The organism is Pseudogemmobacter sp. TB195 (assembly GCF_058313095.1).
In genome coordinates, this window is sequence record NZ_JBZEGG010000001.1 from 373,377 (window position 1) to 396,436 (window position 23,060).

A 23,060-nucleotide genomic window follows, 5' to 3' on the forward strand; every position below is an offset into this window, starting at 1 on the left:
GTTTTTGTAGGGTCGGCGCCGAAGCCCGGGGGAACCATGTCAGACGAAACCGTCACGCCAATGATGGCGCAATATCTCGACATCAAAGCGCAGAATCCTGGGGCTTTGTTGTTCTACCGGATGGGCGACTTCTACGAGATGTTCTTTGACGATGCCCTGGCGGCGTCCGAGGCGCTGGACATCGCGTTGACCAAACGCGGCTTCCACAAGGGCGAGCCTATCGCCATGTGCGGCGTGCCCTATCACGCCGCCGAAGGCTATCTGCTGACACTGATCCGCAAGGGATTCCGTGTCGCCATCGCCGAACAGCTGGAAGACCCGGCCGAAGCAAAGAAGCGTGGCTCGAAATCAGTGGTGAAACGCGATGTGGTGCGGCTTGTAACGCCCGGCACCCTGACCGAGGATTCGCTGCTCGAAGCGCGGCGCCACAATTACCTCGCCGCCTACACCGCCCTGCGCGATGAGGGCGCGCTGGCCTGGTGCGATATCTCGACCGGCGAGTTCCGGGTCATGCCCTGCGCGCTGGCGCGTCTCGGGCCAGAGCTGGCCCGGCTTGCGCCACGTGAACTGCTGGTTCCGGATGAGGAATCGACCGAAATCGCGGACCTGGTGACTGATTCCGGTACTGCGATGACGCCGCTGGCCCGCGCGAGTTTCGATTCCACCGGTGCCGAAAAGCGGCTTTGCGCGCTGTGGCAGATCAGCTCACTGGAAGGGTTCGGATCGTTTACCCGCGCCGAAATCGCGGCGATGGGCGGGCTGGTCGACTATCTCGACCTGACGCAGCGCGGCCGCCTGCCGCTTTTGCGCCCGCCGATCAAAGAACTGCCCGGCGGCACCATGCAGATCGACGCCTCGACCCGGCGCAATCTTGAAATCACCCAGGCGCTTTCGGGCGGGCGCGAGGGCTCGCTGCTGGCCGCCATCGACCGCACCGTGACCGCCCCTGGCGCGCGCCTGCTGGAGCGCCGCCTCTCCTCGCCCTCGCGCGATCTGACCACGATCCGCAGCCGCCATGACGCTTTGCGCGCGCTCCTGGATAAAAGCCGGCTGCGCGAGGACCTGCGCAACGACCTGCGCCGCGTGCCCGATATGGATCGCGCGCTGTCGCGCCTTGCGCTGGATCGTGGCGGCCCGCGGGATCTGACCGCGATCCGCGCCGGCCTGACCCAGGCCCTGAGCCTGACCGGCAAACTGAACGACCTGCCCGATCTTCTGAGCGAAGCCTCGAAGGCGCTCACCGGCCATAAAACCCTGGTTGATCTGCTGGACCGGGCGCTGGTCGCCGAGCCGCCGCTGCTGGCCCGCGATGGTGGGTTTATCGCAACAGGTTTCGACCAGGAACTGGATGAAACCCGCCAGCTGCGCGACGAAGGCCGGGGCGTAATCGCCGCAATGCAGGCGCAATATTCCGAGCATGCCGGTGTGCCGGCGCTGAAGATCAAACATAACAACGTGCTGGGCTATTTCATCGAGGTCACCACGACGCATGAGGAAAAACTCCGCGCCCATCCCGACCTCTTCATCCACCGCCAGACCACCGCCGGTCAGGTCCGCTTTACCACGGTCGCGCTGTCCGATCTGGAAACCCGGATCCTGAACTCGTCAAACCGGGCGCTGGAGCTGGAAAAACGTCACTATGAAAGCCTGAAACGCGCGATTCTCGACCAGGCGGGCCCAATTGGCGCCACAGCGCGCGCCCTGGCCGAAATCGACCTTTGCGCAGGCTTTGCCGATCTCGCAGCCGAGGGCGACTGGACGGAACCAAAGGTCGATGACAGCCGCGCCTTCCTGATCGGGGGCGGACGCCATCCGGTGGTCGAACGCGCCCTCAGACGCCAGGGCGGGCAGAGCTTTGTCGCCAATGACTGCGACCTGACCACCGGCAATTCCCCGGCGATCTGGCTGCTGACCGGCCCGAATATGGCGGGTAAATCAACCTTCCTGCGCCAGAACGCCCTGATCGCGCTGATGGCTCAGGCCGGCAGCTTCGTCCCGGCCCGCTCGGCCCATATCGGCCTTGTCAGCCAGCTTTTCAGCCGCGTCGGAGCATCAGACGACCTCGCGCGGGGCCGCTCGACCTTCATGGTCGAAATGGTCGAAACCGCCGCCATCCTGAACCAGGCCGATGACCGCGCCCTCGTCATCCTGGATGAGATCGGCCGCGGCACCGCCACCTGGGATGGCCTCTCCATCGCCTGGGCCACGCTGGAGCATCTGCACGAAATCAACCGCTGCCGCGCGCTCTTCGCCACTCATTACCACGAAATGACCCAGCTTTCCGCAAAGCTTGACGGGGTCGAAAACGCCACCGTCTCGGTGCGCGAATGGGAAGGCGAGGTGATCTTCCTGCATGAGGTCAGGCGCGGCGCCGCCGACCGCAGCTACGGCGTCCAGGTCGCCCGGCTCGCCGGCCTGCCGCCTTCGGTTATCGAACGCGCGAAAACGGTTCTCGAAGCACTTGAACAGGGCGACCGCCAGGGCACGAAGCAAGCCGCCCTGATCGACGACCTGCCGCTGTTCCGCGCCGCGCCTCCGCCTTCTGCCGTGAAACCCGCACAGGAAAGCAGGATCGAAGCCCGGCTGAAAGAAACGAGCCCCGACCAGCTTACGCCGATCGGGGCCCTAAATCTTATCTATGAGCTCAAGGCCCTGCTGGGCTGATCAGCCCGGGGTCGAGGACACGCCCACCTGCGCCGGACGCAGCAGCCGGTCATGGAGCATAAAGCCCTCGGTCATCACCTGGATGATCTGCCCGGCTTTGGTTCCGGGCACCGGCGCCTCAAACATCGCCTCATGCATCTGCGGATCGAACTGATCGCCGACCGCCGGCGACACTGCCTTTACCCCGTGCTTGTCCATCACCTTGGACAATTCCCGCAGCGTCAGCTCGACCCCTTCGATCAGCGCGCTCGACGCAGCACGGCTTTCCTCCGGAATGGCCGCAAGCGCGCGGTTCAGGTTGTCATAAACCGGCAAAAGATCCCGGGCCAGCCGCGTGCCGCCATATTGCTCGGCCTCGCGGCGATCCCGGTCGGCCCGTTTGCGCGAATTCTCGGCATCCGCCAGGGCGCGCATGAACTTGTCGCGGAACTCGTCACGTTCCAGACGGATCGTCTCCAGCTCGTCCAGCGACATCTCTTCATATTCCGGCAGATCGCCCGCCTGGCCGTTTTCCTGGGCGGCGTTGTCTTCCTGCGCCATGACCACTCCTCAAGTCTTTCGGGCCTCAGCCCCTTTTCACTTCAACCGCGTCCGCGATCGGAAACCATCCGACCGACGAGCTGCGCCGTATAATCGACAATCGGCACAACCCGCCCATAATTCAGCCGGGTCGGTCCGATCACGCCGACGGCACCGATAATCTTTCGCTCGGCGTTCATATAGGGGGAAACGACCAGACTTGAACCCGAAAGTGAAAAGAGTTTGTTTTCCGAGCCGATGAAGATGCGCACCCCGTCGCCCTCATCCGCAAGTTCCAGAAATTCCGCGATATCGCGCTTGCGTTCGAGATCGTCGAAAAGATTGCGGATCCGGTCGACATCCTCGGATCCGGCGCTTTCCAGCAGATTGGCACGGCCGCGCACAATCAGCCGCTCGGACGACAGACCCGCATTCTCCCAGACCGCCAGCCCGCTTTCGACAAGCTCGCGCGCCAGAACATCGACCTCCTGACGACGGGCGGCTACTTCGGCGCGGATATGCTGGCGCAGATCCGAAAGCGTCCGCCCGCCCGCCATGGCATTGAGGAAATTCGCAGCCTCGCGCATCGAGGACGGTGTTTGCCCGGGCGGCGGATGGAACAGACGGTTCTCAACCTGGCCATCGGCAAAGACCAGCACCACCAGCGCCCGGTCTGCCGAAAGCGAGACAAATTCGATATGCCGGATCGGCGCCGATTCATGCTTTGGCGTCATCACGATACTGGCGCCTCCGGTCAGGAAGGAAAGCGCCGCCGAAACATGGTCGAGCGCCATGCCAACATCGTGATCCTCGCCGCTGAGCGTCGCATCGATCCGCGCGCGGTCGGCCTGATCAACCGTTCCGACCTCAAGAAAGCCGTCGACAAACAGCCGCAGCCCCTGCTGCGTCGGAATCCGCCCTGCCGAAATATGCGGGCTGTCCAGCAGACCGAGGAATTCCAGATCCTGCATCACATTGCGGATGGTCGCGGCCGAGATCTGTTCGCTCAGGCTGCGGGTAAGCGTGCGCGATCCAACCGGCTCACCGGTTTCAAGATAGCCCTCGACCACGCGCCGGAAAACTTCGCGCGACCTGTCACTCATTTGCTGCAGCAGCTCTTTTCTGTCCGCCATTACATCCCGGCCCGCCTTTCATTTGACTTAAGGACCAATAGCACCCGCCGTCAATGCGCCAGCCCCCTGTTACGCCTGGTGATCAGGGTTGCATCCGGCGCCTGCCCGCGCATATCTGACCGCAAATCTTTGAAAGGATCAGTCATGCGCCCCTCTGGAAGAGAGCTCGACCAACTTCGCACGGTTTCCATTGAAACCGGGGTTTCCCTTCACGCCGAAGGCTCCTGCCTGATCCGGATGGGAAATACCCATGTGCTTTGCACCGCTTCGATCGAAGACAAGCCGCCGCCCTTCCTGCGCAACACCGGCATGGGCTGGGTGACGGCGGAATATGGCATGTTGCCGCGGTCCACCCATACCAGATCGCGCCGCGAGGCAGCTGCAGGCAAACAATCCGGCAGAACACAAGAGATTCAAAGGCTTATAGGTCGCAGCCTGCGCGCAGTGGTTGACCGGCAAGCGCTTGGGGAACGTCAGATCACCGTCGATTGCGATGTGATCCAGGCCGATGGTGGCACCCGCTGCGCGGCCATCACTGGCGGCTGGGTCGCTTTGCGCCTGGCAATGAACAAGCTGATGCAAAAGGGCCTCGTCACCGGCGATCCGCTGCTCGATCACGTCGCGGCAGTGTCCTGCGGCATCTATGCCGGCCAGAATGTGCTGGATCTGGACTATGACGAAGACTCGGCAGCCGGCACTGACGGCAATTTCGTGATCACCGGCAAGGGCAAGCTGGTTGAGGTTCAGGCCTCGGCAGAAGGCGCGCCTTTCGCAGTTGAAGACCTCACCATCCTGCTCGGGCTTGGCCTTAAGGGCACTGCGGCGCTGGTCGAAGCACAGAAGAAGGCCATTGGCGCATGACCCGCAAATTCACCGGCGACCAGCTTGTGATCGCGAGCCACAACAAAGGCAAGCTGGAGGAATTCGCGACATTGCTGGCACCGCTTGGCATCCGTTGCATTTCCGCCGGTGAGTTTGACCTGGATGAGCCGGAAGAGACCGAGGACACATTCGTCGGCAACGGCCGGATCAAAGCACATTATGCGGCAAAGGCCACCGGCCTTCCCGCGCTGGCTGATGATTCCGGCCTGACGATTGATGCGCTGGACGGGGCTCCGGGTGTTTACACCGCTGTCTGGGCCGAAACCCCGAATGGCCGTGACTTCGGCATGGCGATGGAAAAAACCTGGGCGCTGCTGGAAGAGCGCGGGGCGCCCGCCCCGCGCCTTGGCCAGTTTCGGTGCACTCTGGTTCTTGCCTGGCCCGATGGTCATGACGAAATCGTCGAAGGCAGCTGCGCCGGAGAATTGATCTGGCCGCGCCGGGGTCTTGAAGGCCATGGCTACGATCCCATGTTCCAGCCTGACGGCTACGCGCAGACTTTTGCCGAGATGTCAGCCGATCAAAAGAATGCGATAAGCCACCGGGCACGGGCAGTCGCCGCTATCATGGAAAAGTGTTTCACGTGAAACAGGAACATGCAGAAGACTGGCAAGAGGGGGGCTTCTCCCTCTACCTTCATTGGCCCTTCTGCAAGGCAAAATGCCCCTATTGCGATTTCAACAGCCATGTACGTGCGAGAATTGATCAGACCGAATGGAAAGAGGCCTATCTGCGCGAGCTGGATCGCGCTGCCACAGAAACCGGAGGACGTATCCTCCATTCGGTATTCTTCGGTGGTGGCACGCCCTCGCTGATGGACCCTGAAACGGTTGGCGCCATTCTGGATCGGATTTCCCGCCACTGGCGCATGACAAACGATTTTGAGGTTACACTCGAGGCCAATCCGACTTCCGTAGAAGCATCGCGTTTCAGATCTTATCGCTCGGCCGGCGTTAACCGTGTCTCTCTCGGCCTACAGGCGTTGAATGATCAGGATCTGCGGCGTCTCGGGCGTCAGCATAGCGCCGCTGAGGGGCTGGCAGCATTGGATCTGGCCCGTGAGCTTTTTGACCGAACCTCCTGTGATCTGATTTATGCCCGTCAGGATCAGGATCTCGCCTCATGGGGAGATGAACTGCGCCAGGTCCTGGCCCGAGGCCCCGACCATATCTCGCTCTACCAGCTGACCGTCGAGGAAGGCACAGTTTTTGCCAGGCTATATGACGCCGGAAAGCTCCGGGGTCTTCCGGATGAAGACCTCGCAGCAGATATGTATGATCTGACCACTGACGTCTGTGGCACAGCCGGTTTGCTTGGGTATGAAGTCTCGAACTATGCCCGACCGGGCTGTGAATCGCGCCACAATCTGACCTATTGGCGCATGGGTGACTATCTCGGCATCGGCCCGGGCGCACATGGCCGCCTCACTCTGAACGGGCAACGCGTGGCAACACTCGCTCATAAATCACCTGAGCTCTGGCTGGAAGCCCTGAGAAAAACAGGTAAAGGCGAAGTTCCACGTGAAACTATCAGCCCGCAGGATCAGGCGCTGGAATATCTGATGATGTCATTGCGGCTGAGTGAGGGCATGTCACTGCCCCGCTACACCAGGATGCTTGGACGTCGGCCGAACAGCGAAAAGCTGGAAACCCTGCAGAAGGATGGCTTCATCACCCTGCAGGATGATCGTCTGACAGCCACCGCGACCGGCCGGCTTTTGCTCAACCGGCTGATCCTGGAGCTGTCAGAAGCCTGATCAGTCGCGGGCCAGACCCGATGGCCCGGAAGACAGCAGCTGGCACAGCAGGTCCAGCTCTTCCAGATCGCGATAGGAAATAACCAGGCTTCCGCCCTGCCCCTTGTGATCGATCCGTACAGTCATCCCAAGCTGCGCCGACAGATCTCCCTCCAGCGCGCGCGTATCGGCATCTTTGGTGCTCTCCCGCGCGCTAGACTGCTCCGACGACGTCGATTTCGTCGGTTCCAGGGCCTCACGGGCCAGCTTTTCAGTCTCCCGCACCGAAAGACCGCGCGCGATCACTGTCTGGGCCAGCCGCAAAGGGTCTGGCGCTGTGATCAGAGCCCGTGCATGACCTGCCGACAGCGCGCCCTCGCGCACCATCTTTTGCACGTCACCGGGCAGGTTCAGCAGCCTTAGCAGATTGGTCACATGGCTGCGGCTTTTCGAAAGCGCCTCGGCCACCTTTTCCTGGGTATGACCAAAACGATCAATCAGCTGGCGCAGCCCCAGAGCCTCTTCAATCGCATTGAGATCTTCGCGCTGGATGTTCTCGATGATCGCGATTTCCAGCACTTCGGTATCATCAAGCTCGCGGATCACCACCGGAACTTCATGCAATTGTGCTATCTGCGCCGCGCGCCAGCGCCGCTCGCCGGCGACGATCTCATAATGGTCGCCTTTGACCCGCACGACCAGAGGCTGGATAACCCCCTTCTGCCGCAGCGAATCTGCCAGAGCCTCCAGCGCCGCCTGGTCGAAATCCTTGCGCGGCTGCTCCGGGTTCGGTTGCAGCTTTTCGACCGGCAGCCTGGTGTCCGCCCGCCGCGGCCCCTCACTCTCGGGGCGCAAATTCACATCCGACATCAATGCCGAAAGACCACGACCAAGCCCTTTGCGTTCCATGCTCTGCCTCTTCTTCTTGTTGTCAGGACCGCAGTTTAGCGGCAATTTCCCCGGCCAAAGACCGATAGGCTTCGGCACCGCGCGAGGTCGGATCATATTCCGTCACCGGCTTGGCGAAAGAGGGCGCTTCAGAAAGCCGCACATTGCGCGGGATGATGGTGCGAAACACCATATCACCAAGGTTCTCGCGCGCATCAGTCTCGACCTGCTGCGCCAGATTGTTGCGACCATCATACATCGTCAGAACAACGCCCTCAATCCGCAGATCGGGATTCGCCGAGCGCCGCACATCCCGCACCGTCAAAAGAAGCTGCGAGAGCCCCTCAAGCGCGAAAAACTCGGCCTGAAGCGGCACAAGCACCGAATTCGCCGCCACAAGCGCGTTAACCGTCAGCAAAGACAGCGACGGCGGGCAGTCAATCAGCACGACATCAAAGCCCATCGCCTCGATATCCGGGTGGCGCAAAGCGTCATGCAGCAGAAAACTGCGCTTCTCATTGGCGACAAGATCGATATCCGCCGAGGCCAGGTCGGAATTCGCCGGGCTGATCCACAGATTATTCACTGAAGTGCGCTGAATAATGGCGTTCGGTGCCCCATCCGACAAAATCAGGTCATATGTCGTCAGTTTACGATCATTCGTCGCAACCCCAAGGCCCGTCGAAGCATTGCCCTGGGGATCAAGATCGACGAGCAGGATCCGCAGCCCCCTCTCGGCCAGGGCTGCCGACAGATTTATCGCGGTCGTGGTCTTCCCAACGCCGCCTTTCTGGTTGGCGACGGCGATCACATGCGCCGGAAAGGGCATGGCGTCAGTCTTGGGAATCGCGGCTGGCACGGCGCACTGTCCTTAATTTCAGGGTGGCTGATCCTTTATGCCCCGGATCGTCCGCCGCCTCCAGATCGAAGCGCCAGTTTTTCTGCGCCGCCGCAACCTCATCCGCCCAGCTCTCACCCTTCGGAAAAAGACAGGTCATATCGGGCGATCCATGTCGCTCGGCAATGGCGCAAAGCATATCCAGGGGGGCAAGCGCTCTTGCGGACACAACATCTGCCCCTAGTGGCGCAATCGCCTCGGCCCGCTCGGCCCGCACATCAACCGGGATACCCATCTGCCGCGCCGCTTCACGCAGGAAGGTGGCCTTGCGCTGGTCCGATTCAACAAGCACCATCCTGGTTGCAAGACCACGATCCTGAAGCAAAGTGGCCACAACCACCCCAGGAAATCCGCCACCCGACCCGAAATCTGCCCAGAGCTGCGGTTGTTCCGGCGCAAGCAGAAAGATCCGCGCCGAATCCTCGATATGCCGCGACCAGATCTCTCCCACGGTGGAGCGAGAGATCAGATTGATCTTCTGGGTCCATTTCGCGGTCAGTGCCTCGTAAAGTCTCAGCTTTTCAAGGCCTTCCGGACTGATGCCCAGCTCATTCCAAAGTGCTTTATCCAAGGGTCACCCGGCCAGTCTGGCCGCTGCGATCTTGCGCAGCGATGCGATCAGCAGCATCACTGCAGCCGGTGTCATCCCCTCTATCTGACGCGCCTGCTGGATGGTTTCCGGCAGTTTACGCAGCAATTTCCCGGTTAGCTCCGCCGAAAGACCGGAAAGCGCGGCATAATCGAAATCTGCCGGAATTTTCATCGCCTCATGCCGGCGCAGCTCCTCGGCGGCGGCGGCCTGCCGATCCGTATATTGGGAATAAAGCGATTCAATTTCCGCCTGGGCCCTTGCGGCGGGCGGATGATCTGCAAGCGCCGGCACCAGCAAATCCAAAACGGCCGGATCATATTCCGGCATGGCCATCAGATCCCAGGCAGTCCGCCGCGCTCCGTCTTTGCTGACGGTGATTCCGACCTCGGCAAGCTCTTTTGGGGTGAACTTTGCCGCAGTCAAAACCTCGGTGACCGCCCCGAGGGCCTCCATTTTCGCCCCAAACGCACGTTCACGCGCCTCCCGGACGCAACCGATCTCCTTGCCCTTCGGTGTCAGGCGTTGATCTGCGTTATCCGCGCGCAAGCTGAGCCGGTACTCGGCCCGCGAGGTGAACATACGATAGGGCTCGGTGACGCCACGGGTGACCAGATCATCAATCATGACCCCAATATAGCTGTCACTGCGCGAGAAGCTCACCGGCTCCTGCGTCCTTGAGGCACGCGCGGCGTTCAGCCCGGCAACCATGCCCTGGGCTGCTGCCTCCTCATATCCTGTGGTTCCATTGATCTGCCCCGCAAGATATAGGCCGGCGAGAGTTTTAGTTTCCAGCGACGACTTCAACCCCCGAGGATCCAGATAGTCATATTCAATGGCATAGCCTGGCTGAAGGATGGTTGCATTCTCAAGACCCACCATGGTCCGGACGTAAGCCTCCTGTATCTCAGCAGGCAAAGAGGTCGATATTCCGTTTGGATAGACCGTATCGTCATCAAGGCCTTCGGGTTCCAGAAAGACCTGATGGCTGTCCTTGTCGGCAAAGCGCACGACTTTATCTTCGATCGAGGGGCAGTAACGGGGGCCGACTCCATCAATATGGCCGCCATACATTGCCGAACGATTAAGATTATCACGAATAATCTGATGCGTGGCCGCAGAGGTATGCGTAATGCCGCAGGAAATCTGCCTTGCAACCGCTTTATTGTTCATAAACGACAGGAGAACCGGATCTTCATCGGCGGGCTGCATTTCCAGCCGGCTCCAGTCTATCGACTTCCCGTCCAGTCGCGGTGGCGTCCCGGTTTTAAGGCGCCCAGTTTCCAGACCAAGATCATGGATCTGCTGTGCAAGTCTGACAGAAGCTTGATCGCCAACGCGACCGCCCGGGCGGCTTTGGTCACCCACATGGATCAGGCCGTTCAGGAATGTGCCGGTTGTGAGCACGATGGCCGATGCAGAAATCTCGGATCCATCAGCCAGTCGCAAACCGGTAACGCGCCCTGCCAGAGTGATCAACCCGGCCGCCTCGCCCTCGATGACAGAGAGACTGGTTTCCTCGGCCAGCAAACTCTGTACCGCACGGCGATAGAGTTTACGATCAGCCTGGGTCCTTGGCCCCTGTACTGCGGGGCCCTTTCTGCGATTCAAAAGCCGGTACTGAATACCAGCCATATCTCCGGCCCGGCCCATAATGCCGTCCATCGCATCAATTTCCCGAACGAGATGGCCCTTCCCAAGGCCTCCAATCGCCGGATTGCAGGACATGACGCCTATTGTCTCTGCACGCATTGTGACCAATGCAGTTCGCACCCCGATACGCGCCGCAGCCGCTGCGGCCTCGGCCCCGGCATGGCCGCCGCCGACCACCAGAACATCAAAATGTTTCACGTGAAACACCCTCACTTTCCGATACAGAAGCTGGCGAAGATCTCGCCCAGCAATTCTTCGACATCAACACGCCCAACCAGACTGTCCAGTGATCGCAATACCTGACGCAACTCTTCCGCCACAATCTCGGACTGAACACCGTTATCCATCATCTGCAACACAGCCCCGATCGCGGTGATTCCCTGCTCCAGCGCATGCCGATGCCGTTCACGCACCATTATACCAGCACCAGCGACTTTTTCCGAGAGCCGCGCTGTAACTTGCTGCAGCAAAGCGTCAATTCCTTCGCCAGTGAGACCCGAGACCGCGAGGCCAGGGCCAGGACCACCAAGGTCGGCCTTCCCGCTCAGCTGGATATCACCATCCCGAAGCGCAATCCCAAGATCACCCTCCCCGAGGAACAACCGCAAATCGGCGGCCTCGGCGCGCTGGATCGCCCGTCTGATACCTTCGCGCTCCACGAGATCGTCGCTTTCCCTGAGCCCGGCGGTGTCGAGCAAGGTAACCGCGAGGCCGGATAGGTCCATCCTGACCTCGATCACATCCCGCGTGGTGCCCGCTATTTCCGACGTAATCGCCGCCTCCCGACCTGCCAGGCGATTGAGAAGTGTGGATTTTCCGGCATTCGGTGGGCCAATAATCGCGACCTCGAAACCTTCGCGAATGCGTTCTGCGGCTGAAACGGCCGCCGCTTCGCGGGCAATCTCACCCGATAGCGCTGTCAGGATCTCGCGCACTTCCGGGGTCACATCGACTGGCACGTCTTCATCAGCAAAATCAATCGTTGCCTCGATCAGAGCCGCGGCCCGGATCAGGCGGCTTCGCCAGTGATCAACCGTCTTTCCGATACTGCCAGACAATACCCGCAGCGCCTGCTTACGCTGCGCCTCGGTTTCAGCATCAATCAGGTCGGCCAGGCCCTCGACCTGTGTCAGGTCGAGCATGCCATTGTCGAGCGCCCGCCGGGTAAATTCGCCCGCCTCTGCCATACGCGCAAGGCCGGTTTCGCCAATCGCCCGCAGCACGGCATTGACCACCGCCAACCCGCCATGGGTTTGCAGCTCGATCACTTCTTCGCCGGTAAAGCTGGCATTTTCCGCAAAGCCCAACACCAAAGCCTGGTCGAGATGTTCACCCTGCCACGAGATATTGCGTAAACTGGCAAGGCGCGGCTTTGGAGCCGCGCCTGTCAATGCTTTGCATATGGCGAAAGAATTCGGGCCAGAGACCCTGATTACCGCGACGCCCGCCCGCCCACGAGCTGTCGCGCTGGCATAGATCGTGTCAGCCATCGCAACCCCGCTGGCCCCCCGATCAGGTATTCATCGAGTCGAAGAACTCGGAATTCGACTTGGTCTGCTTCAGCTTTCCGATCAGGAATTCGATAGCGTCGGTGGTCCCCATCGGGTTCAGGATGCGGCGCAGCACATAGGTCTTCTGCAGATCGGATTTATCGACCAGCAGATCCTCTTTCCTTGTGCCGGATTTAAGGATGTCCATCGCCGGGAAGACGCGCTTGTCGGCGACTTTCCGATCCAGAACGATCTCGCTGTTGCCGGTGCCCTTGAATTCTTCGAAGATGACTTCATCCATCCGCGAGCCGGTATCGATCAGCGCGGTCGCAATGATCGTCAGCGAGCCGCCCTCTTCGATATTCCGTGCCGCACCGAAAAAACGCTTCGGGCGTTGCAGCGCGTTGGCGTCCACACCACCGGTCAGAACCTTGCCCGAGCTCGGCACGACCGTGTTAAAGGCGCGACCAAGTCTTGTGATCGAATCAAGAAGGATCACAACATCTCGTTTATGTTCAACCAGGCGCTTGGCCTTTTCGATCACCATCTCGGCCACAGCCACGTGGCGCGTCGCCGGCTCGTCAAAGGTCGAGGACACAACCTCGCCCTTCACTGAACGCTGCATATCGGTGACTTCCTCGGGCCGTTCATCGATCAGCAGCACGATCAGATAACATTCCGGGTGGTTCGCGGCGACCGAGCGTGCGATGTTTTGCAAAAGAACCGTCTTACCCGTGCGCGGCGGGGCCACGATCAGCGCCCGCTGGCCTTTGCCGATGGGCGCGACGAGATCGATGATCCTGGCCGAGCGGTCCTTGATCGTCGGATCCTCGATTTCCATCTTCAGCCGCTCTTCCGGGTAAAGCGGCGTCAGGTTGTCGAAATGCACCTTGTGTTTCGCGCGCTCTGGATCGTCGAAATTGATCAGCGTCGCCTTCACAAGGCTGAAATAGCGCTCATTCTCGGACGGGGCCTTGATCACGCCTTCGATGGAATCGCCGGTACGCAGCGAAAACTGACGGATCATCTCGGGCCCGACATAGATGTCATCGGGGCCGGGCAGATAGTTGGCAGAAGGGCTGCGCAGAAAGCCGAACCCGTCCTGCAGAACCTCAAGGACGCCATCGCCGCCGATTTCCCACCCTTCCTCGGCATGTTCCTTGAGGATCTGGAACATCATCTCGCCCTTGCGCATCGAGGGCGCATTCTCGATCTCCCACTCCTCCGCCATGGCGAGAAGATCGGCCGGGGTCTTGGCCTTGAGATCGGAGAGGTTGAGGCGTTCTGTCATCGCAATACCATTATGCCAGACGCGCGTGCGGCGCGATGCTGGATCAGAGGCTGAAAAAGGGAAGCGTCAGGACCGGACGGCCCCGCATTGCCTGCAGATAGGGGGACTGGGACTGTAAGTCAATCTTTCTGAGCAGAAAGGCCGCTCAGAAGGCGAAAGGTGAGCTGGGACGCACAAACCTGTGCAGAGTTCATAATATATTTAAGAGAAAGATATGAAGGATGATGTTGTAGTAGGCCCTGAGGATAACAGGATAGCGGCAGTTCCGGAGCATTTTCCCTTGAGTTTTCCACCTGTGGACAGAAGTGGTAAAGATTGGGAAAAAATGCGTGGTGTTTTGATTTATCTATTTATATCATGTTCTTAGAACAGCGTTTCCAGGCATCAGCCTGTGGAGGAGAAATGTCACAGCCCGCGCAAAACCCCCGCGCGGATCGATGGTGGAAAACAGCATGCGCAGTGGGATAACCGGGGGTCGCGTGCCGGCGCTTTTTGAGGATATCCCGGCCCAGGCCCTGAGGCGTGGGATAACTGGCCGAGTCTTCCCCCGAACAAAACAGGATTATCCACAAAGTGCCCTCTGATTTTTCCGAAGACGTTGCAGGCAAGAAAATGCCGGCTTTGGTGCTGGCTTCTGCCTCTGAGACGAGAATCGCCATGTTGCGGGCGGCGGGCCTGGAGTTTGAGAGCCTTGCCGCGCGGGTGGATGAAGACAGCATTCGCCGCGCTTTGGAGGCTGAGAGGGCAAAGCCGCGCGACATCGCCGATGCGCTGGCGGAAACCAAGGCGCTGAAAATCTCGGGCAAGCGGCCAGAGGCGCTGGTGATCGGCTCGGACCAGCTGCTCGAGATGAATGGCCGGATCTTTGCCAAGCCTGAAAGCCCGGAGGCGGCGCGCGCCCAGCTGGTAGATCTGCGCGGCAAAACCCACCGTCTGATCTCGGCGGTGGTGGTTTGCCAGGGCGGCCAGCCGCTCTGGCGTCATGTCGGCGAGGTGCGGCTTACGATGCGGGATTTCGGGGATCTGTGGCTTGATGGCTATATCTCGCGCAACTGGGATAAAATCCGTCATTCCGTCGGTGGATACCGGCTTGAAGAGGAAGGCGTTCGGCTGTTCTCCTCGATCCAGGGGGATCACTTCACGATTCTGGGGCTGCCCTTGCTTCCCCTTCTGAACTGGCTTTCGCTGAGAGGGGATATTCCCGCATGACTGACCATCCGCGTATTCCGCTGGCCGGTGTGATCGGGCATCCGATCGCGCATAGCCGCAGCCCGGCGCTGCATGGCTATTGGCTGAAGCGCTATGGTCTCGCGGGGCATTATATCCCTATGGATGTGGCGCCTCAGGATCTGGCGCATGTCTTGCGCACCCTGCCGCAGATGGGGTTTGTCGGGGCCAATGTCACCATTCCCCATAAAGAGGCGATCCTGAAGATCGCGGATATCATTACCGATCGTGCGGCGCTGATAGGTGCTGCTAACACATTGATTTTCCGGAAAGATGGTAAGATCCATGCGGATAATACCGATGGGTCCGGCTTTATTTCCAACCTGAGGCAGAACGCGCCTTTCTGGGATCCGACCGCCGGTCCGGCTGCGGTGCTGGGCGCTGGTGGTGCGGCCCGTGCCGTTGTCGCGGCGCTGATCGAGGTCGGTGCACCCGAGATCCGCATCGTCAACCGCACCCGCCCTAGGGCCGAGGCCATGCGGTCGGATTTCGGAGCGAAAGTGGTGGTCTGGGACTGGACCCATGTCGGCGCGATGATCGAAGGTTGTGCCACATTGGTGAATACGACCTCGCTCGGCATGACCGGCAAGCCAGACCTTGTCATTGATCTCGACCGGATCAGCCAGCGCTGCCTTGTGACTGACATTGTCTATGCGCCGTTGAAAACCGGCCTTTTGGTCGAGGCTGAAGCGCGTGGCTGCACGGTGGTCGACGGGCTCGGAATGTTGCTCCACCAGGCCGTGCCCGGATTCGAGCGCTGGTTCGGCAAACGCCCGGTGGTGGATGAGGAGACCCGCCTCGCGGTTCTGAACGCATGAAAGCTTTCTGCCTTGGCCTGACCGGCTCCATCGGCATGGGGAAATCGACCACGGCCGCAATGTTCTGGGACGCAGGTATCCCGGTCTGGGATGCGGATGCGGCGGTGCACCGGCTTTATGCCCCCGGCGCAAAGGGTGCGGCAGCTCTGGCGGCGTCTTTTCCCGAAGCGGTTTCCGATCAGGGTGTTTCACGGGAAACATTAAAGACGCTGCTGGCCGCCGATCCGTCGCGCCTGAAACGGCTGGAACAGCTGATCCATCCGCTTGTTGCGGAAGATCGGGCCGGGTTTCTGGCCCATACCGGCTCCGATATCCTGCTGCTCGATGTGCCGCTTCTGTTTGAGAAAGGCATCGACCGGGAATGTGACGCGACGCTGCTGGTCACGGCACCTGCCGCCCTGCAACGCGCCCGCGTCCTTGCGCGGCCTGGTATGACGGCGGCGCAGCTTGACCTGATCCTCTCGCGCCAGATGCCCGACCAGGACAAGCGCGCCCGCGCCACCCATATCGTCGAAACCCTGTCAATCGACAGCACCCGGGCTTATGTACAGGCGCTGATCGCGCATCTGCGCGCAGGAATGGCGGGCCAGAATGCGTGAAATCGTCCTTGATACCGAGACCACCGGCTTTGACCCCGAACAGGGCGACCGCATCGTCGAGATCGGCGCGGTCGAGCTGTTCAACCACCTGCCCACCGGCAAGGTTTATCACCAATATATCAACCCCGAACGCGACATGCCGCAGGGCGCCTTCGAAGTGCACGGGCTCAGCAGCGAATTCCTCAGCGACAAGCCGGTTTTCGCGAAAATCGGCCAGGCATTTGTGGATTTCGTCGGTGACGCGAAACTGGTGATCCATAACGCAGCCTTTGATATGAAGTTTCTGAATTTCGAACTGAAGCGTATGGGGCTGGCCGATATTCCCTGGGCGCGCGCCATCGACACGCTGGCCATCGCGCGGCAGCGCTTTCCCGGCTCGCCTGCCTCGCTGGATGCGCTTTGCCGACGTTTTGGCGTCGACAATTCCCGGCGTGAAAAACACGGCGCGCTGCTCGACAGCGAAATCCTGGCCGAGGTTTACCTTGAACTGGTCGGCGGTCGTCAGCCCGACCTCGTGCTGGCGCCGATACAAAGCAACAGCCCCGCAAGTGCTGGGCAGACGGACGGAGACTGGCGTCCCCGTCCCCGCCCGACCGCATTGCCTGCGCGGATCACCGCGGCGGAAACCGCCGCGCATGAGGCATTTGTTGCGAAACTGGGCGATGCCGCTATCTGGCTGAAGCGGAACTGAGCCGTCGCAGATCAGGGCTTTTTCTGGACTATTCCCTAAAAATCATAACTTTAAGCCGTTCTTCATTCCGACCTGTGATCCTGGCCCCGGGTGAGTGAAAAGGGTGACGGGAATGGCCGGGCAAAGCAATGCGCCGCCAGTCATCATCAAACGGAAGAAAGTGGTATCGGGCGGCGGCCATCATGGTGGCGCCTGGAAAGTGGCCTATGCGGATTTCGTGACCGCAATGATGGCCTTCTTCCTGCTGATGTGGCTGTTGAATGCGACGACAGAAAAACAACGCAAGGGACTGTCGGATTACTTCAATCCGTCGATCCCGCTCAGCAAGGTTTCAGGGGGCGGTGACGGCACGCTGGGCGGGGAATCCATTTTCTCCGAGGAGGACCGGACCGCCATGGGCCGCGGCGGCCTCGCCAGCCAGACTGGCGCCGGCGAGGCCGAGGAAAAAGCCCAGGCCGAGATGGTGAAAACCGTCGAAGAGGCCCTGTTCGACCGTGGCGGCGAAAGCCGCACCATGGAACAACTGATGCGCCATGTTGTCACCCGGGTCACCGATGAGGGCCTTGTGATCGAGCTCTTCGATCTTGATGACGCCAGCCTGTTCAAAGGCCATACCGCCGAGCCGCAGGAGGTTACCGTCCATCTGGCGCGAATGCTGGCCGAGGTGCTCAATCTGACCGTGAATGGTCTTGCAGTGAACGCCTATGTGCAAAGCTATCCGGTCACTCTGGTTGAAAATCCGGGCTGGGAACTGACGGCCGATCGTGCCCGTGCCATGCGCAGTCTGCTCCAGAGGGCCGGCATTCAGGCGACCCGGTTCAGCCGCATCGGGGGCTTTGCTGACCGCAAGCCCGCCGTGGCCGATCCCGCTTCGCGGCGCAACAACCGGATCGAGATCGTGCTGCTGCGGCGTGACCGGTAATCCTGATAATTTTATCTGTTAGCGGAAAATTCAGTCCTCCGGGCCAAACCTGTCGCAAGCTCATTCAGGATAAAGGTGCGACTGATGACGATTTCCTCCGCGCTCAATGCCGGCGTAGCCGGGCTCAGTGCCAACGCGACGCGGCTCGCGACGATCTCAGACAATATCGCGAATTCGGGCACTTTCGGCTATAAACGCGCCCATGCTGAATTCTCCAGCATGGTGATCACGAACAATCGCGGCTCTGGCACCTATTCGGCAGGCGGCGTTCGCGCCTCAACCATGCGGCTGATCGAAGAACGCGGCGGCCTTGTCGGCACTTCGCATCCGCTGGACATTGCGGTTTCCGGGCGCGGGATGCTGCCGGTGATCACCGAAGTATCTCTGGGGGTCAATTCCGTAGACCGCGCGCTTTTGATGACAACAACCGGCTCTTTCCGAACCGATGCGAATGGTGTGCTGAAAACCCAGTCCGGTCTGGTGCTGATGGGCTGGCCTGCCACGTCGGATGGCAGCATTCCGGTCTTCCCGCGGGATACGATCACCGGCCTGGTACCGGTTGTGATCAATGCGAACCAGACCGCCGGCGATCCGACCACCCAGATCACGGCGGGGGTCAACCTGCCGGCCACGGGTACCGAAGCCGGCGCCACCGGCGATCCGCTGCCCTTCGCGATCGAATATTTCGGCAATCTTGGCACGTCGGAATCTCTGGATTTCAACTTCACGCCGACCGTTCCGGCGGCAGGCAGCCCGCCATCCAACACCTGGACCATGGTGATCCGCGATTCTGCCAGCAATAATGCGATCATCGGGGAATATGTTCTGACCTTTGACGATTCCCGCGCGGCCGGCGGCACGCTCGCGACAGTTGTTGCGGTTCCGGCGGTTCCGGCCTGGCCGGCTTATGACGGTGCCACCGGAACTCTGCCGCTGACCGTGGCCGGCGGCCCGATGAGCGTCGCCATCGGCCGCGTCGGTGACCCGAACGGTCTGACCCAGCTATCCGATGATTTTGCGCCGGTGCAGATCACCAAGGACGGCTCGCCCGTCGGCAATCTCACCACGGTCGAGATCAATCCGAACGGCTATATCATCGCGACCTATGATACCGGGTTCAACCGCGTGCTCTACCAGATCCCGCTGGTCGATGTGCCGAATCCCAATGGCCTGATCTCGCTGCATAACCAGACCTATCAGGTCTCGCCGCAATCGGGCTCCTTCTTCCTCTGGGATGCCGGTGACGGCCCGACCGGCTCGATTGAAGGCTATGCCCGTGAGGGATCGACCACAGATGTTGCGGCAGAACTGACTTCGCTGATTCAGACGCAGCGGGCCTATTCATCGAACGCCAAGGTCATCCAGACGGTCGACGAAATGTTGCAGGAAACCACCAATATCAAACGGTAACGCAAAATGAGCATCACCTCGGCCCTCAATTCCGCGCTGACCGGACTGACCGCCACCTCGCGGCAGGCCGAGGCGGTGTCCAACAATGTCGCCAATGCAACGACTTCGGGCTACGCGCGCCGTTCCGTTTCGCTTTCGGCTCTTAACCTCGGAGGATCGGGTCAGGGCGTGCGCGTGGTCGGCATCACCAGACATGCAGATCTCTATCTGATCAATGACCGCAGGGGCGCTCAGGCCGCTGCGGGTGACAGCGCGACCAAGGCAGGCTTTCTCAACCGGCTTGAGACCATTCTCGGCACAACTGAATCTCCGGGATCCCTGGTTTCCCGCGTCAGCACGCTGGACACCACTTTACTTGAGGCCGCGAGCCATCCCGAATCCGAGGCAAGGCTTGCTGCGGCGATTTCGGCAGCAAGATCCCTTGCCACCGGATTGAATCAGGCGAGTGACGCCATCCAGGCTGAACGTCTCAAGGCCGAGAAAGGCATCGCTTCGGCTGTGGAAAGTCTGAACAGCAGCCTGCGCCAGGTTCAGGAGCTGAACCGGATGATCGCTTCTCACAGCGGCTCCGGTCGGGATGCCTCGGCGTTGATGGATCAGCGTCAGCAGGTGATCGACAGCATTGCCAGCATCATTCCGCTGAAGGAAATGCCACGAGACGGCAATCAGATTACGCTGATCTCTGCGGGGGGCGCCCTTCTGCTGGACGGCAACCCCGTGACCTTCGGTTTCACCGAAGTCCATACAATTGTGCCTGAAATGACCCAGGCCAGCGGTGGCCTCTATGGTCTGACCATCAACGGCAAACCGATGGCAACCACAGGAAGCAGCAGCATGATCCTTGGTGGAGAGCTCGGGGCGCTTTTCGCGGTCCGCGACGAGCTGGCTGTTGAAGGCCAGTCTATGCTCGACGCATTGGCGCGTGACATGATTGAAAGGTTCAGCGCAGCAGGCCTCGATCCCACTTTGTCCGCTGGTGCCCCCGGATTGTTCACCGATGGCGGTCTGGCCTTTGATCCCGCTGATGAGGTGGGTCTGGCGTCACGCATAGCGTTAAATTTCGCCGCTGATCCTGTGAAAGGCGGAGAAGTCACGAGGCTGCGAGACGGGCTCGGCGCACTCACGCCGGGCCCTGTCGGAAACTCCACGCTCCTCAATTCACTCTCCTCAGCGCTGAATACAAACCGCGCCATCGCATCGCCGATCCCCGGTGGCAGCAGAAGCCTCGCAGGCATGGCCGCAGCCATTCTGTCCCGAACCTCCTCTCAGCGCGTCACACAGGAGACCGAACAAAGCTATACTGCCGCGAGATACACGGCATTGTCCGACATCGAGGCCGCTTCGGGCGTGAATACCGATGAAGAGCTGCAGTCGCTGCTGGTGATCGAGAAAAACTACGCGGCCAATGCGCGGGTCATTCAGGTCGTGGACGAGATGATCAAAACTCTGTTGGGGCTTTGACGATGGAACGCATAAGTTCAAACCCGTTTCTGACCCCGGCACTTCTGCGACAGTCGTCTGAACTTCGTGCGGGCCTGCAAAAGGCCACGCAAGAGATGATGACCGGCAAATTTTCTGATCAGGGTAAAGCTTTGCGTGGCGACTTTTCTGCTCTGGCCGCGACAGATCATGCCCTTGCCCGACTTTCCGGGTTTGCCGCAGCCACCACCGAACTTACCCTGCTGGGCGAGGCGATGCAGCGCGCTTTATCTGTCATTTCTGAAGCGACCACAGAGCTCGCAGCTAACCTGCTGCGCGTAACCAGTGGCGCGTCTGACACCCTGCTTTCTTCGATCCTGTCCACCGGCACGCGTGATTTCAACACTGCCATATCAGCGCTGAACACCCGCCTTGCCGACAAGTCGGTTTTTGGCGGCGATGCTTCTGACCAACTGGCTTTGCCCGGATCCGAGACGATACTCACGGCACTCGAGACCGCCATCGCCGGCCTGACAGATATTGACGATATTTCCAACGGGATAGATGCCTGGTTCAACGGGACCGCCGGATATGAGGCATTATACACCGGAGGCCAGGGTCGGGCTGGCCTCAATGTGGCACCTGGCGAGACGGCGTCGCTTCCCTTCACTGCCCTTGACCCTGCAATCCGCGCGACACTGGCGGGCCTCTCTAAGGTGGCTTTGCTTGACCGGAGTCTCTTTATAGCAGATCACGCCTCGCGGTCTGCCCTTGCGCTCAGGGCGGGTGAGAACCTTTTCAGCTCTTCCGAAGCGAGGACTGTCCTCGCCAGCAGGATTGGCACGGTTGAGCAACAACTGTCTCAGGCACAAAGTCGGAATTCTGCAGAGAAATCGGCACTTGCCCTGACACGCAACAGCCTGACCGAAGCAGATCCCTATGAGGCTACGGTGCGCCTTAAGGATCTCGAAAGCAGACTGGATGCATTCTACACCATCACAGCGCGACTTTCGCAACTCAGCCTGACGGGATATCTCCGGTGAAACCGAATATCTTTGCTTACGCCTTACAAGGTCTGATCCTGCTGCTTGTCTCAAGTCTCGCCCTGTCGATCCCGGCCATGGCGCAACCGGTCCGTATCAAAGACCTGGTCGAAATCGACGGGGTCAGGGGCAATGATCTCGTGGGATATGGTCTTGTTGTGGGGCTGAACGGCACCGGTGATGGTATCCGGAATTCGCCGTTCACAGAAGAGATTATGGCAAATCTTCTGGAGAGGCTTGGTGTCAACATCGTCGGTGAAGCATCGCGTCCGAAAAATGTCGCGGCTGTTTTCGTCACCGCAACCCTGCCGCCGTTTTCGAGGGCCGGGGCACGGATTGACATAACGGTTTCGGCCATTGGTGATGCGAAAAGCCTGCTTGGTGGTACGCTTGTAATGACCCCTCTGAACGGGGCGGACGGGCAGATCTATGCGGTGGCTCAGGGGACCATCATTGCAGGTGGGATCTCTGCCGAAGGCGATGCCGCTCGGGTTGTCCAGGGTGTGCCAACGGCAGGGTCGATCCCCTCTGGCGCACGGGTAGAGCGTGAGGTTCCGTTCGATTTCAACCAGGTCTCAGTTTTGCGGCTTGCGCTGAAATCAGCAGATTTTACGACGGCCGCCAGGATTGAACGGGCAATCAATCAGGAATTTGGCTCCCGTTCTGCGACAATGCTGGACGGGGGTACGGTTGCGCTTGATCTTAGCCGTATCGGTGGTGGTTCTCCGGCACATGCCATTGCAAGGATTGAAAGCCTGCGCATCGACCCCGCGATCAGGGCCAGGGTGGTGGTCGACCAGAGATCCGGTACAATTGTGATTGGCGCCGATGTTCGGATCAGCCGTGTTGCGGTGGCACAGGGAAATCTCACCTTGCGTGTGGAGGAATATCCTATCGTAATCCAGCCCAACCCTTTCGCCGAAGGTGAAACCATTGTGGTGCCCAGAAGCAACGCAGAAATCACCACCGAAGGCAGTGGTCTGGCGGAAGTCACGGGCGGTACCAGCCTGTCCGAAGTGATTTCCGGTCTTAACGCGCTGGGTGTTCAGCCACATGACATGATCGATATTCTCAAGAGCATCCATGCAGCTGGCGCGTTACACGCAGAATTTGTCATCCAGTAGAATAATATTCGAAATTTCTCATAATATTCACCGGTATTATGAATTTCACAACAGGCATCTGGTCT

At 60.1% G+C, this 23,060-nt stretch carries 21 protein-coding genes; 13 read left to right on the plus strand and 8 right to left on the minus strand.

The genetic code is table 11. The annotated features are described in order from the left end of the window. Nucleotides 1-36 precede the first annotated feature (36 nt). Nucleotides 37-2,664, plus strand: coding sequence for a DNA mismatch repair protein MutS (gene mutS / locus AC4FS3_RS01790; RefSeq protein WP_491019110.1), 2,628 nt, complete (start codon nucleotides 37-39; stop codon nucleotides 2,662-2,664). On the opposite strand, the gene AC4FS3_RS01795 is transcribed toward mutS, so the two are convergent. Next, nucleotides 2,665-3,204, minus strand: coding sequence for a nucleotide exchange factor GrpE (locus tag AC4FS3_RS01795; protein WP_283176578.1), 540 nt, complete (start codon nucleotides 3,202-3,204; stop codon nucleotides 2,665-2,667). Nucleotides 3,205-3,245: 41 nt separating this feature from the next. After that, nucleotides 3,246-4,316 (minus strand): heat-inducible transcriptional repressor HrcA, encoded by a 1,071-nt coding sequence (hrcA, locus tag AC4FS3_RS01800; protein ID WP_198835237.1) that lies wholly within the window; start codon nucleotides 4,314-4,316, stop codon nucleotides 3,246-3,248. A gap of 144 nt (nucleotides 4,317-4,460) precedes the next feature. On the opposite strand from hrcA, the gene rph reads away from it, so the two are divergent. Genes rph through hemW form a run of 3 tightly spaced genes read left to right on the plus strand, consistent with a single transcriptional unit; the run spans nucleotide 4,461 to nucleotide 6,954 of the window. Next, the gene (rph, locus tag AC4FS3_RS01805) at nucleotides 4,461-5,177 is read left to right on the plus strand and encodes a ribonuclease PH (RefSeq protein WP_283176577.1); all 717 of its coding nucleotides are present in this window, start codon (nucleotides 4,461-4,463) and stop codon (nucleotides 5,175-5,177) included. Beyond that, the gene (locus AC4FS3_RS01810) at nucleotides 5,174-5,785 is read left to right on the plus strand and encodes a non-canonical purine NTP pyrophosphatase (RefSeq protein ID WP_491019111.1); all 612 of its coding nucleotides are present in this window, start codon (nucleotides 5,174-5,176) and stop codon (nucleotides 5,783-5,785) included. The genes rph and AC4FS3_RS01810 overlap by 4 nt, the downstream gene beginning before the upstream one ends. After that, a complete protein-coding gene (hemW, locus tag AC4FS3_RS01815; protein ID WP_491019112.1) occupies nucleotides 5,782-6,954 on the plus strand; it encodes a radical SAM family heme chaperone HemW in 1,173 nt (390 codons plus the stop codon). Before AC4FS3_RS01810 ends, hemW begins: the two co-directional genes overlap by 4 nt. On the opposite strand, the gene AC4FS3_RS01820 is transcribed toward hemW, so the two are convergent. The 6 genes from AC4FS3_RS01820 to rho are packed head-to-tail and all read right to left on the minus strand — an operon-like array spanning nucleotide 6,955 to nucleotide 13,742. After that, complete coding sequence (locus tag AC4FS3_RS01820) at nucleotides 6,955-7,842, minus strand: ParB/RepB/Spo0J family partition protein (protein ID WP_283176574.1); 888 nt, start codon at nucleotides 7,840-7,842, stop codon at nucleotides 6,955-6,957. 22 nt (nucleotides 7,843-7,864) lie between these two features. Beyond that, nucleotides 7,865-8,650, minus strand: a complete 786-nt coding sequence (locus AC4FS3_RS01825; RefSeq protein WP_198835404.1) for a ParA family protein — start codon at nucleotides 8,648-8,650, stop codon at nucleotides 7,865-7,867. 4 nt (nucleotides 8,651-8,654) lie between these two features. Then, nucleotides 8,655-9,290: a 16S rRNA (guanine(527)-N(7))-methyltransferase RsmG gene (locus tag AC4FS3_RS01830; RefSeq protein ID WP_491019113.1), complete on the minus strand. Its 636-nt coding sequence runs from the start codon at nucleotides 9,288-9,290 to the stop codon at nucleotides 8,655-8,657. Nucleotides 9,291-9,293: 3 nt separating this feature from the next. Continuing rightward, nucleotides 9,294-11,159 carry a tRNA uridine-5-carboxymethylaminomethyl(34) synthesis enzyme MnmG gene (mnmG, locus tag AC4FS3_RS01835; protein ID WP_491019114.1) on the minus strand — a complete coding sequence of 622 codons (1,866 nt, stop codon included), beginning with the start codon at nucleotides 11,157-11,159 and terminating at the stop codon, nucleotides 9,294-9,296. A gap of 11 nt (nucleotides 11,160-11,170) precedes the next feature. After that, on the minus strand, nucleotides 11,171-12,451 hold the full coding sequence (mnmE, locus tag AC4FS3_RS01840) for a tRNA uridine-5-carboxymethylaminomethyl(34) synthesis GTPase MnmE (protein WP_491019115.1): 1,281 nt from the start codon (nucleotides 12,449-12,451) through the stop codon (nucleotides 11,171-11,173). Nucleotides 12,452-12,473: 22 nt separating this feature from the next. Next, the gene (rho, locus tag AC4FS3_RS01845) at nucleotides 12,474-13,742 is read right to left on the minus strand and encodes a transcription termination factor Rho (protein WP_092902145.1); all 1,269 of its coding nucleotides are present in this window, start codon (nucleotides 13,740-13,742) and stop codon (nucleotides 12,474-12,476) included. Nucleotides 13,743-14,354: 612 nt separating this feature from the next. Between rho and AC4FS3_RS01850 the strand changes: the two genes are divergently transcribed. The 9 genes from AC4FS3_RS01850 to AC4FS3_RS01890 all read left to right on the plus strand — a co-directional run bounded on the left by AC4FS3_RS01850 (nucleotide 14,355) and on the right by AC4FS3_RS01890 (nucleotide 22,995). Beyond that, nucleotides 14,355-14,951, plus strand: a complete 597-nt coding sequence (locus tag AC4FS3_RS01850) for a Maf family protein (protein ID WP_491019303.1) — start codon at nucleotides 14,355-14,357, stop codon at nucleotides 14,949-14,951. Further along, nucleotides 14,948-15,787, plus strand: a complete 840-nt coding sequence (locus tag AC4FS3_RS01855) for a shikimate dehydrogenase (protein ID WP_491019116.1) — start codon at nucleotides 14,948-14,950, stop codon at nucleotides 15,785-15,787. Before AC4FS3_RS01850 ends, AC4FS3_RS01855 begins: the two co-directional genes overlap by 4 nt. Then, nucleotides 15,784-16,386 carry a dephospho-CoA kinase gene (gene coaE / locus AC4FS3_RS01860; RefSeq protein WP_491019117.1) on the plus strand — a complete coding sequence of 201 codons (603 nt, stop codon included), beginning with the start codon at nucleotides 15,784-15,786 and terminating at the stop codon, nucleotides 16,384-16,386. Before AC4FS3_RS01855 ends, coaE begins: the two co-directional genes overlap by 4 nt. Next, a complete protein-coding gene (gene dnaQ / locus AC4FS3_RS01865) occupies nucleotides 16,379-17,077 on the plus strand; it encodes a DNA polymerase III subunit epsilon (protein ID WP_491019118.1) in 699 nt (232 codons plus the stop codon). Before coaE ends, dnaQ begins: the two co-directional genes overlap by 8 nt. Nucleotides 17,078-17,189: 112 nt before the next feature. After that, complete coding sequence (locus tag AC4FS3_RS01870) at nucleotides 17,190-17,999, plus strand: flagellar motor protein MotB (RefSeq protein WP_491019119.1); 810 nt, start codon at nucleotides 17,190-17,192, stop codon at nucleotides 17,997-17,999. An 84-nt stretch (nucleotides 18,000-18,083) separates the two neighbouring features. After that, nucleotides 18,084-19,409, plus strand: a complete 1,326-nt coding sequence (locus AC4FS3_RS01875) for a flagellar hook protein FlgE (protein WP_198835248.1) — start codon at nucleotides 18,084-18,086, stop codon at nucleotides 19,407-19,409. A gap of 6 nt (nucleotides 19,410-19,415) precedes the next feature. Beyond that, nucleotides 19,416-20,870 carry a flagellar hook-associated protein FlgK gene (gene flgK, locus AC4FS3_RS01880; RefSeq protein WP_491019120.1) on the plus strand — a complete coding sequence of 485 codons (1,455 nt, stop codon included), beginning with the start codon at nucleotides 19,416-19,418 and terminating at the stop codon, nucleotides 20,868-20,870. Nucleotides 20,871-20,872: 2 nt separating this feature from the next. After that, the gene (locus AC4FS3_RS01885; RefSeq protein ID WP_491019121.1) at nucleotides 20,873-21,871 is read left to right on the plus strand and encodes a flagellin; all 999 of its coding nucleotides are present in this window, start codon (nucleotides 20,873-20,875) and stop codon (nucleotides 21,869-21,871) included. Nucleotides 21,872-21,948: 77 nt separating this feature from the next. After that, on the plus strand, nucleotides 21,949-22,995 hold the full coding sequence (locus AC4FS3_RS01890) for a flagellar basal body P-ring protein FlgI (RefSeq protein WP_491019304.1): 1,047 nt from the start codon (nucleotides 21,949-21,951) through the stop codon (nucleotides 22,993-22,995). Nucleotides 22,996-23,060 lie beyond the last annotated feature (65 nt).

What these genes read in the sequence shown, in the direction of transcription:
- mutS (WP_491019110.1), top strand. Translation starts at nt 37, where the DNA reads ATGTCAGACGAAACCGTCACGCCAATGATGGCGCAATATCTCGACATC.
- AC4FS3_RS01795 (WP_283176578.1), bottom strand. Translation starts at nt 3,204, where the DNA reads ATGGCGCAGGAAGACAACGCCGCCCAGGAAAACGGCCAGGCGGGCGAT.
- hrcA (WP_198835237.1), bottom strand. Translation starts at nt 4,316, where the DNA reads ATGGCGGACAGAAAAGAGCTGCTGCAGCAAATGAGTGACAGGTCGCGC.
- rph (WP_283176577.1), top strand. Translation starts at nt 4,461, where the DNA reads ATGCGCCCCTCTGGAAGAGAGCTCGACCAACTTCGCACGGTTTCCATT.
- AC4FS3_RS01810 (WP_491019111.1), top strand. Translation starts at nt 5,174, where the DNA reads ATGACCCGCAAATTCACCGGCGACCAGCTTGTGATCGCGAGCCACAAC.
- AC4FS3_RS01820 (WP_283176574.1), bottom strand. Translation starts at nt 7,842, where the DNA reads ATGGAACGCAAAGGGCTTGGTCGTGGTCTTTCGGCATTGATGTCGGAT.
- AC4FS3_RS01825 (WP_198835404.1), bottom strand. Translation starts at nt 8,650, where the DNA reads ATGCCCTTTCCGGCGCATGTGATCGCCGTCGCCAACCAGAAAGGCGGC.
- mnmE (WP_491019115.1), bottom strand. Translation starts at nt 12,451, where the DNA reads ATGGCTGACACGATCTATGCCAGCGCGACAGCTCGTGGGCGGGCGGGC.
- rho (WP_092902145.1), bottom strand. Translation starts at nt 13,742, where the DNA reads ATGACAGAACGCCTCAACCTCTCCGATCTCAAGGCCAAGACCCCGGCC.
- AC4FS3_RS01850 (WP_491019303.1), top strand. Translation starts at nt 14,355, where the DNA reads ATGCCGGCTTTGGTGCTGGCTTCTGCCTCTGAGACGAGAATCGCCATG.
- AC4FS3_RS01855 (WP_491019116.1), top strand. Translation starts at nt 14,948, where the DNA reads ATGACTGACCATCCGCGTATTCCGCTGGCCGGTGTGATCGGGCATCCG.
- coaE (WP_491019117.1), top strand. Translation starts at nt 15,784, where the DNA reads ATGAAAGCTTTCTGCCTTGGCCTGACCGGCTCCATCGGCATGGGGAAA.
- dnaQ (WP_491019118.1), top strand. Translation starts at nt 16,379, where the DNA reads ATGCGTGAAATCGTCCTTGATACCGAGACCACCGGCTTTGACCCCGAA.
- AC4FS3_RS01870 (WP_491019119.1), top strand. Translation starts at nt 17,190, where the DNA reads ATGGCCGGGCAAAGCAATGCGCCGCCAGTCATCATCAAACGGAAGAAA.
- AC4FS3_RS01875 (WP_198835248.1), top strand. Translation starts at nt 18,084, where the DNA reads ATGACGATTTCCTCCGCGCTCAATGCCGGCGTAGCCGGGCTCAGTGCC.
- flgK (WP_491019120.1), top strand. Translation starts at nt 19,416, where the DNA reads ATGAGCATCACCTCGGCCCTCAATTCCGCGCTGACCGGACTGACCGCC.
- AC4FS3_RS01885 (WP_491019121.1), top strand. Translation starts at nt 20,873, where the DNA reads ATGGAACGCATAAGTTCAAACCCGTTTCTGACCCCGGCACTTCTGCGA.
- AC4FS3_RS01890 (WP_491019304.1), top strand. Translation starts at nt 21,949, where the DNA reads ATGGCGCAACCGGTCCGTATCAAAGACCTGGTCGAAATCGACGGGGTC.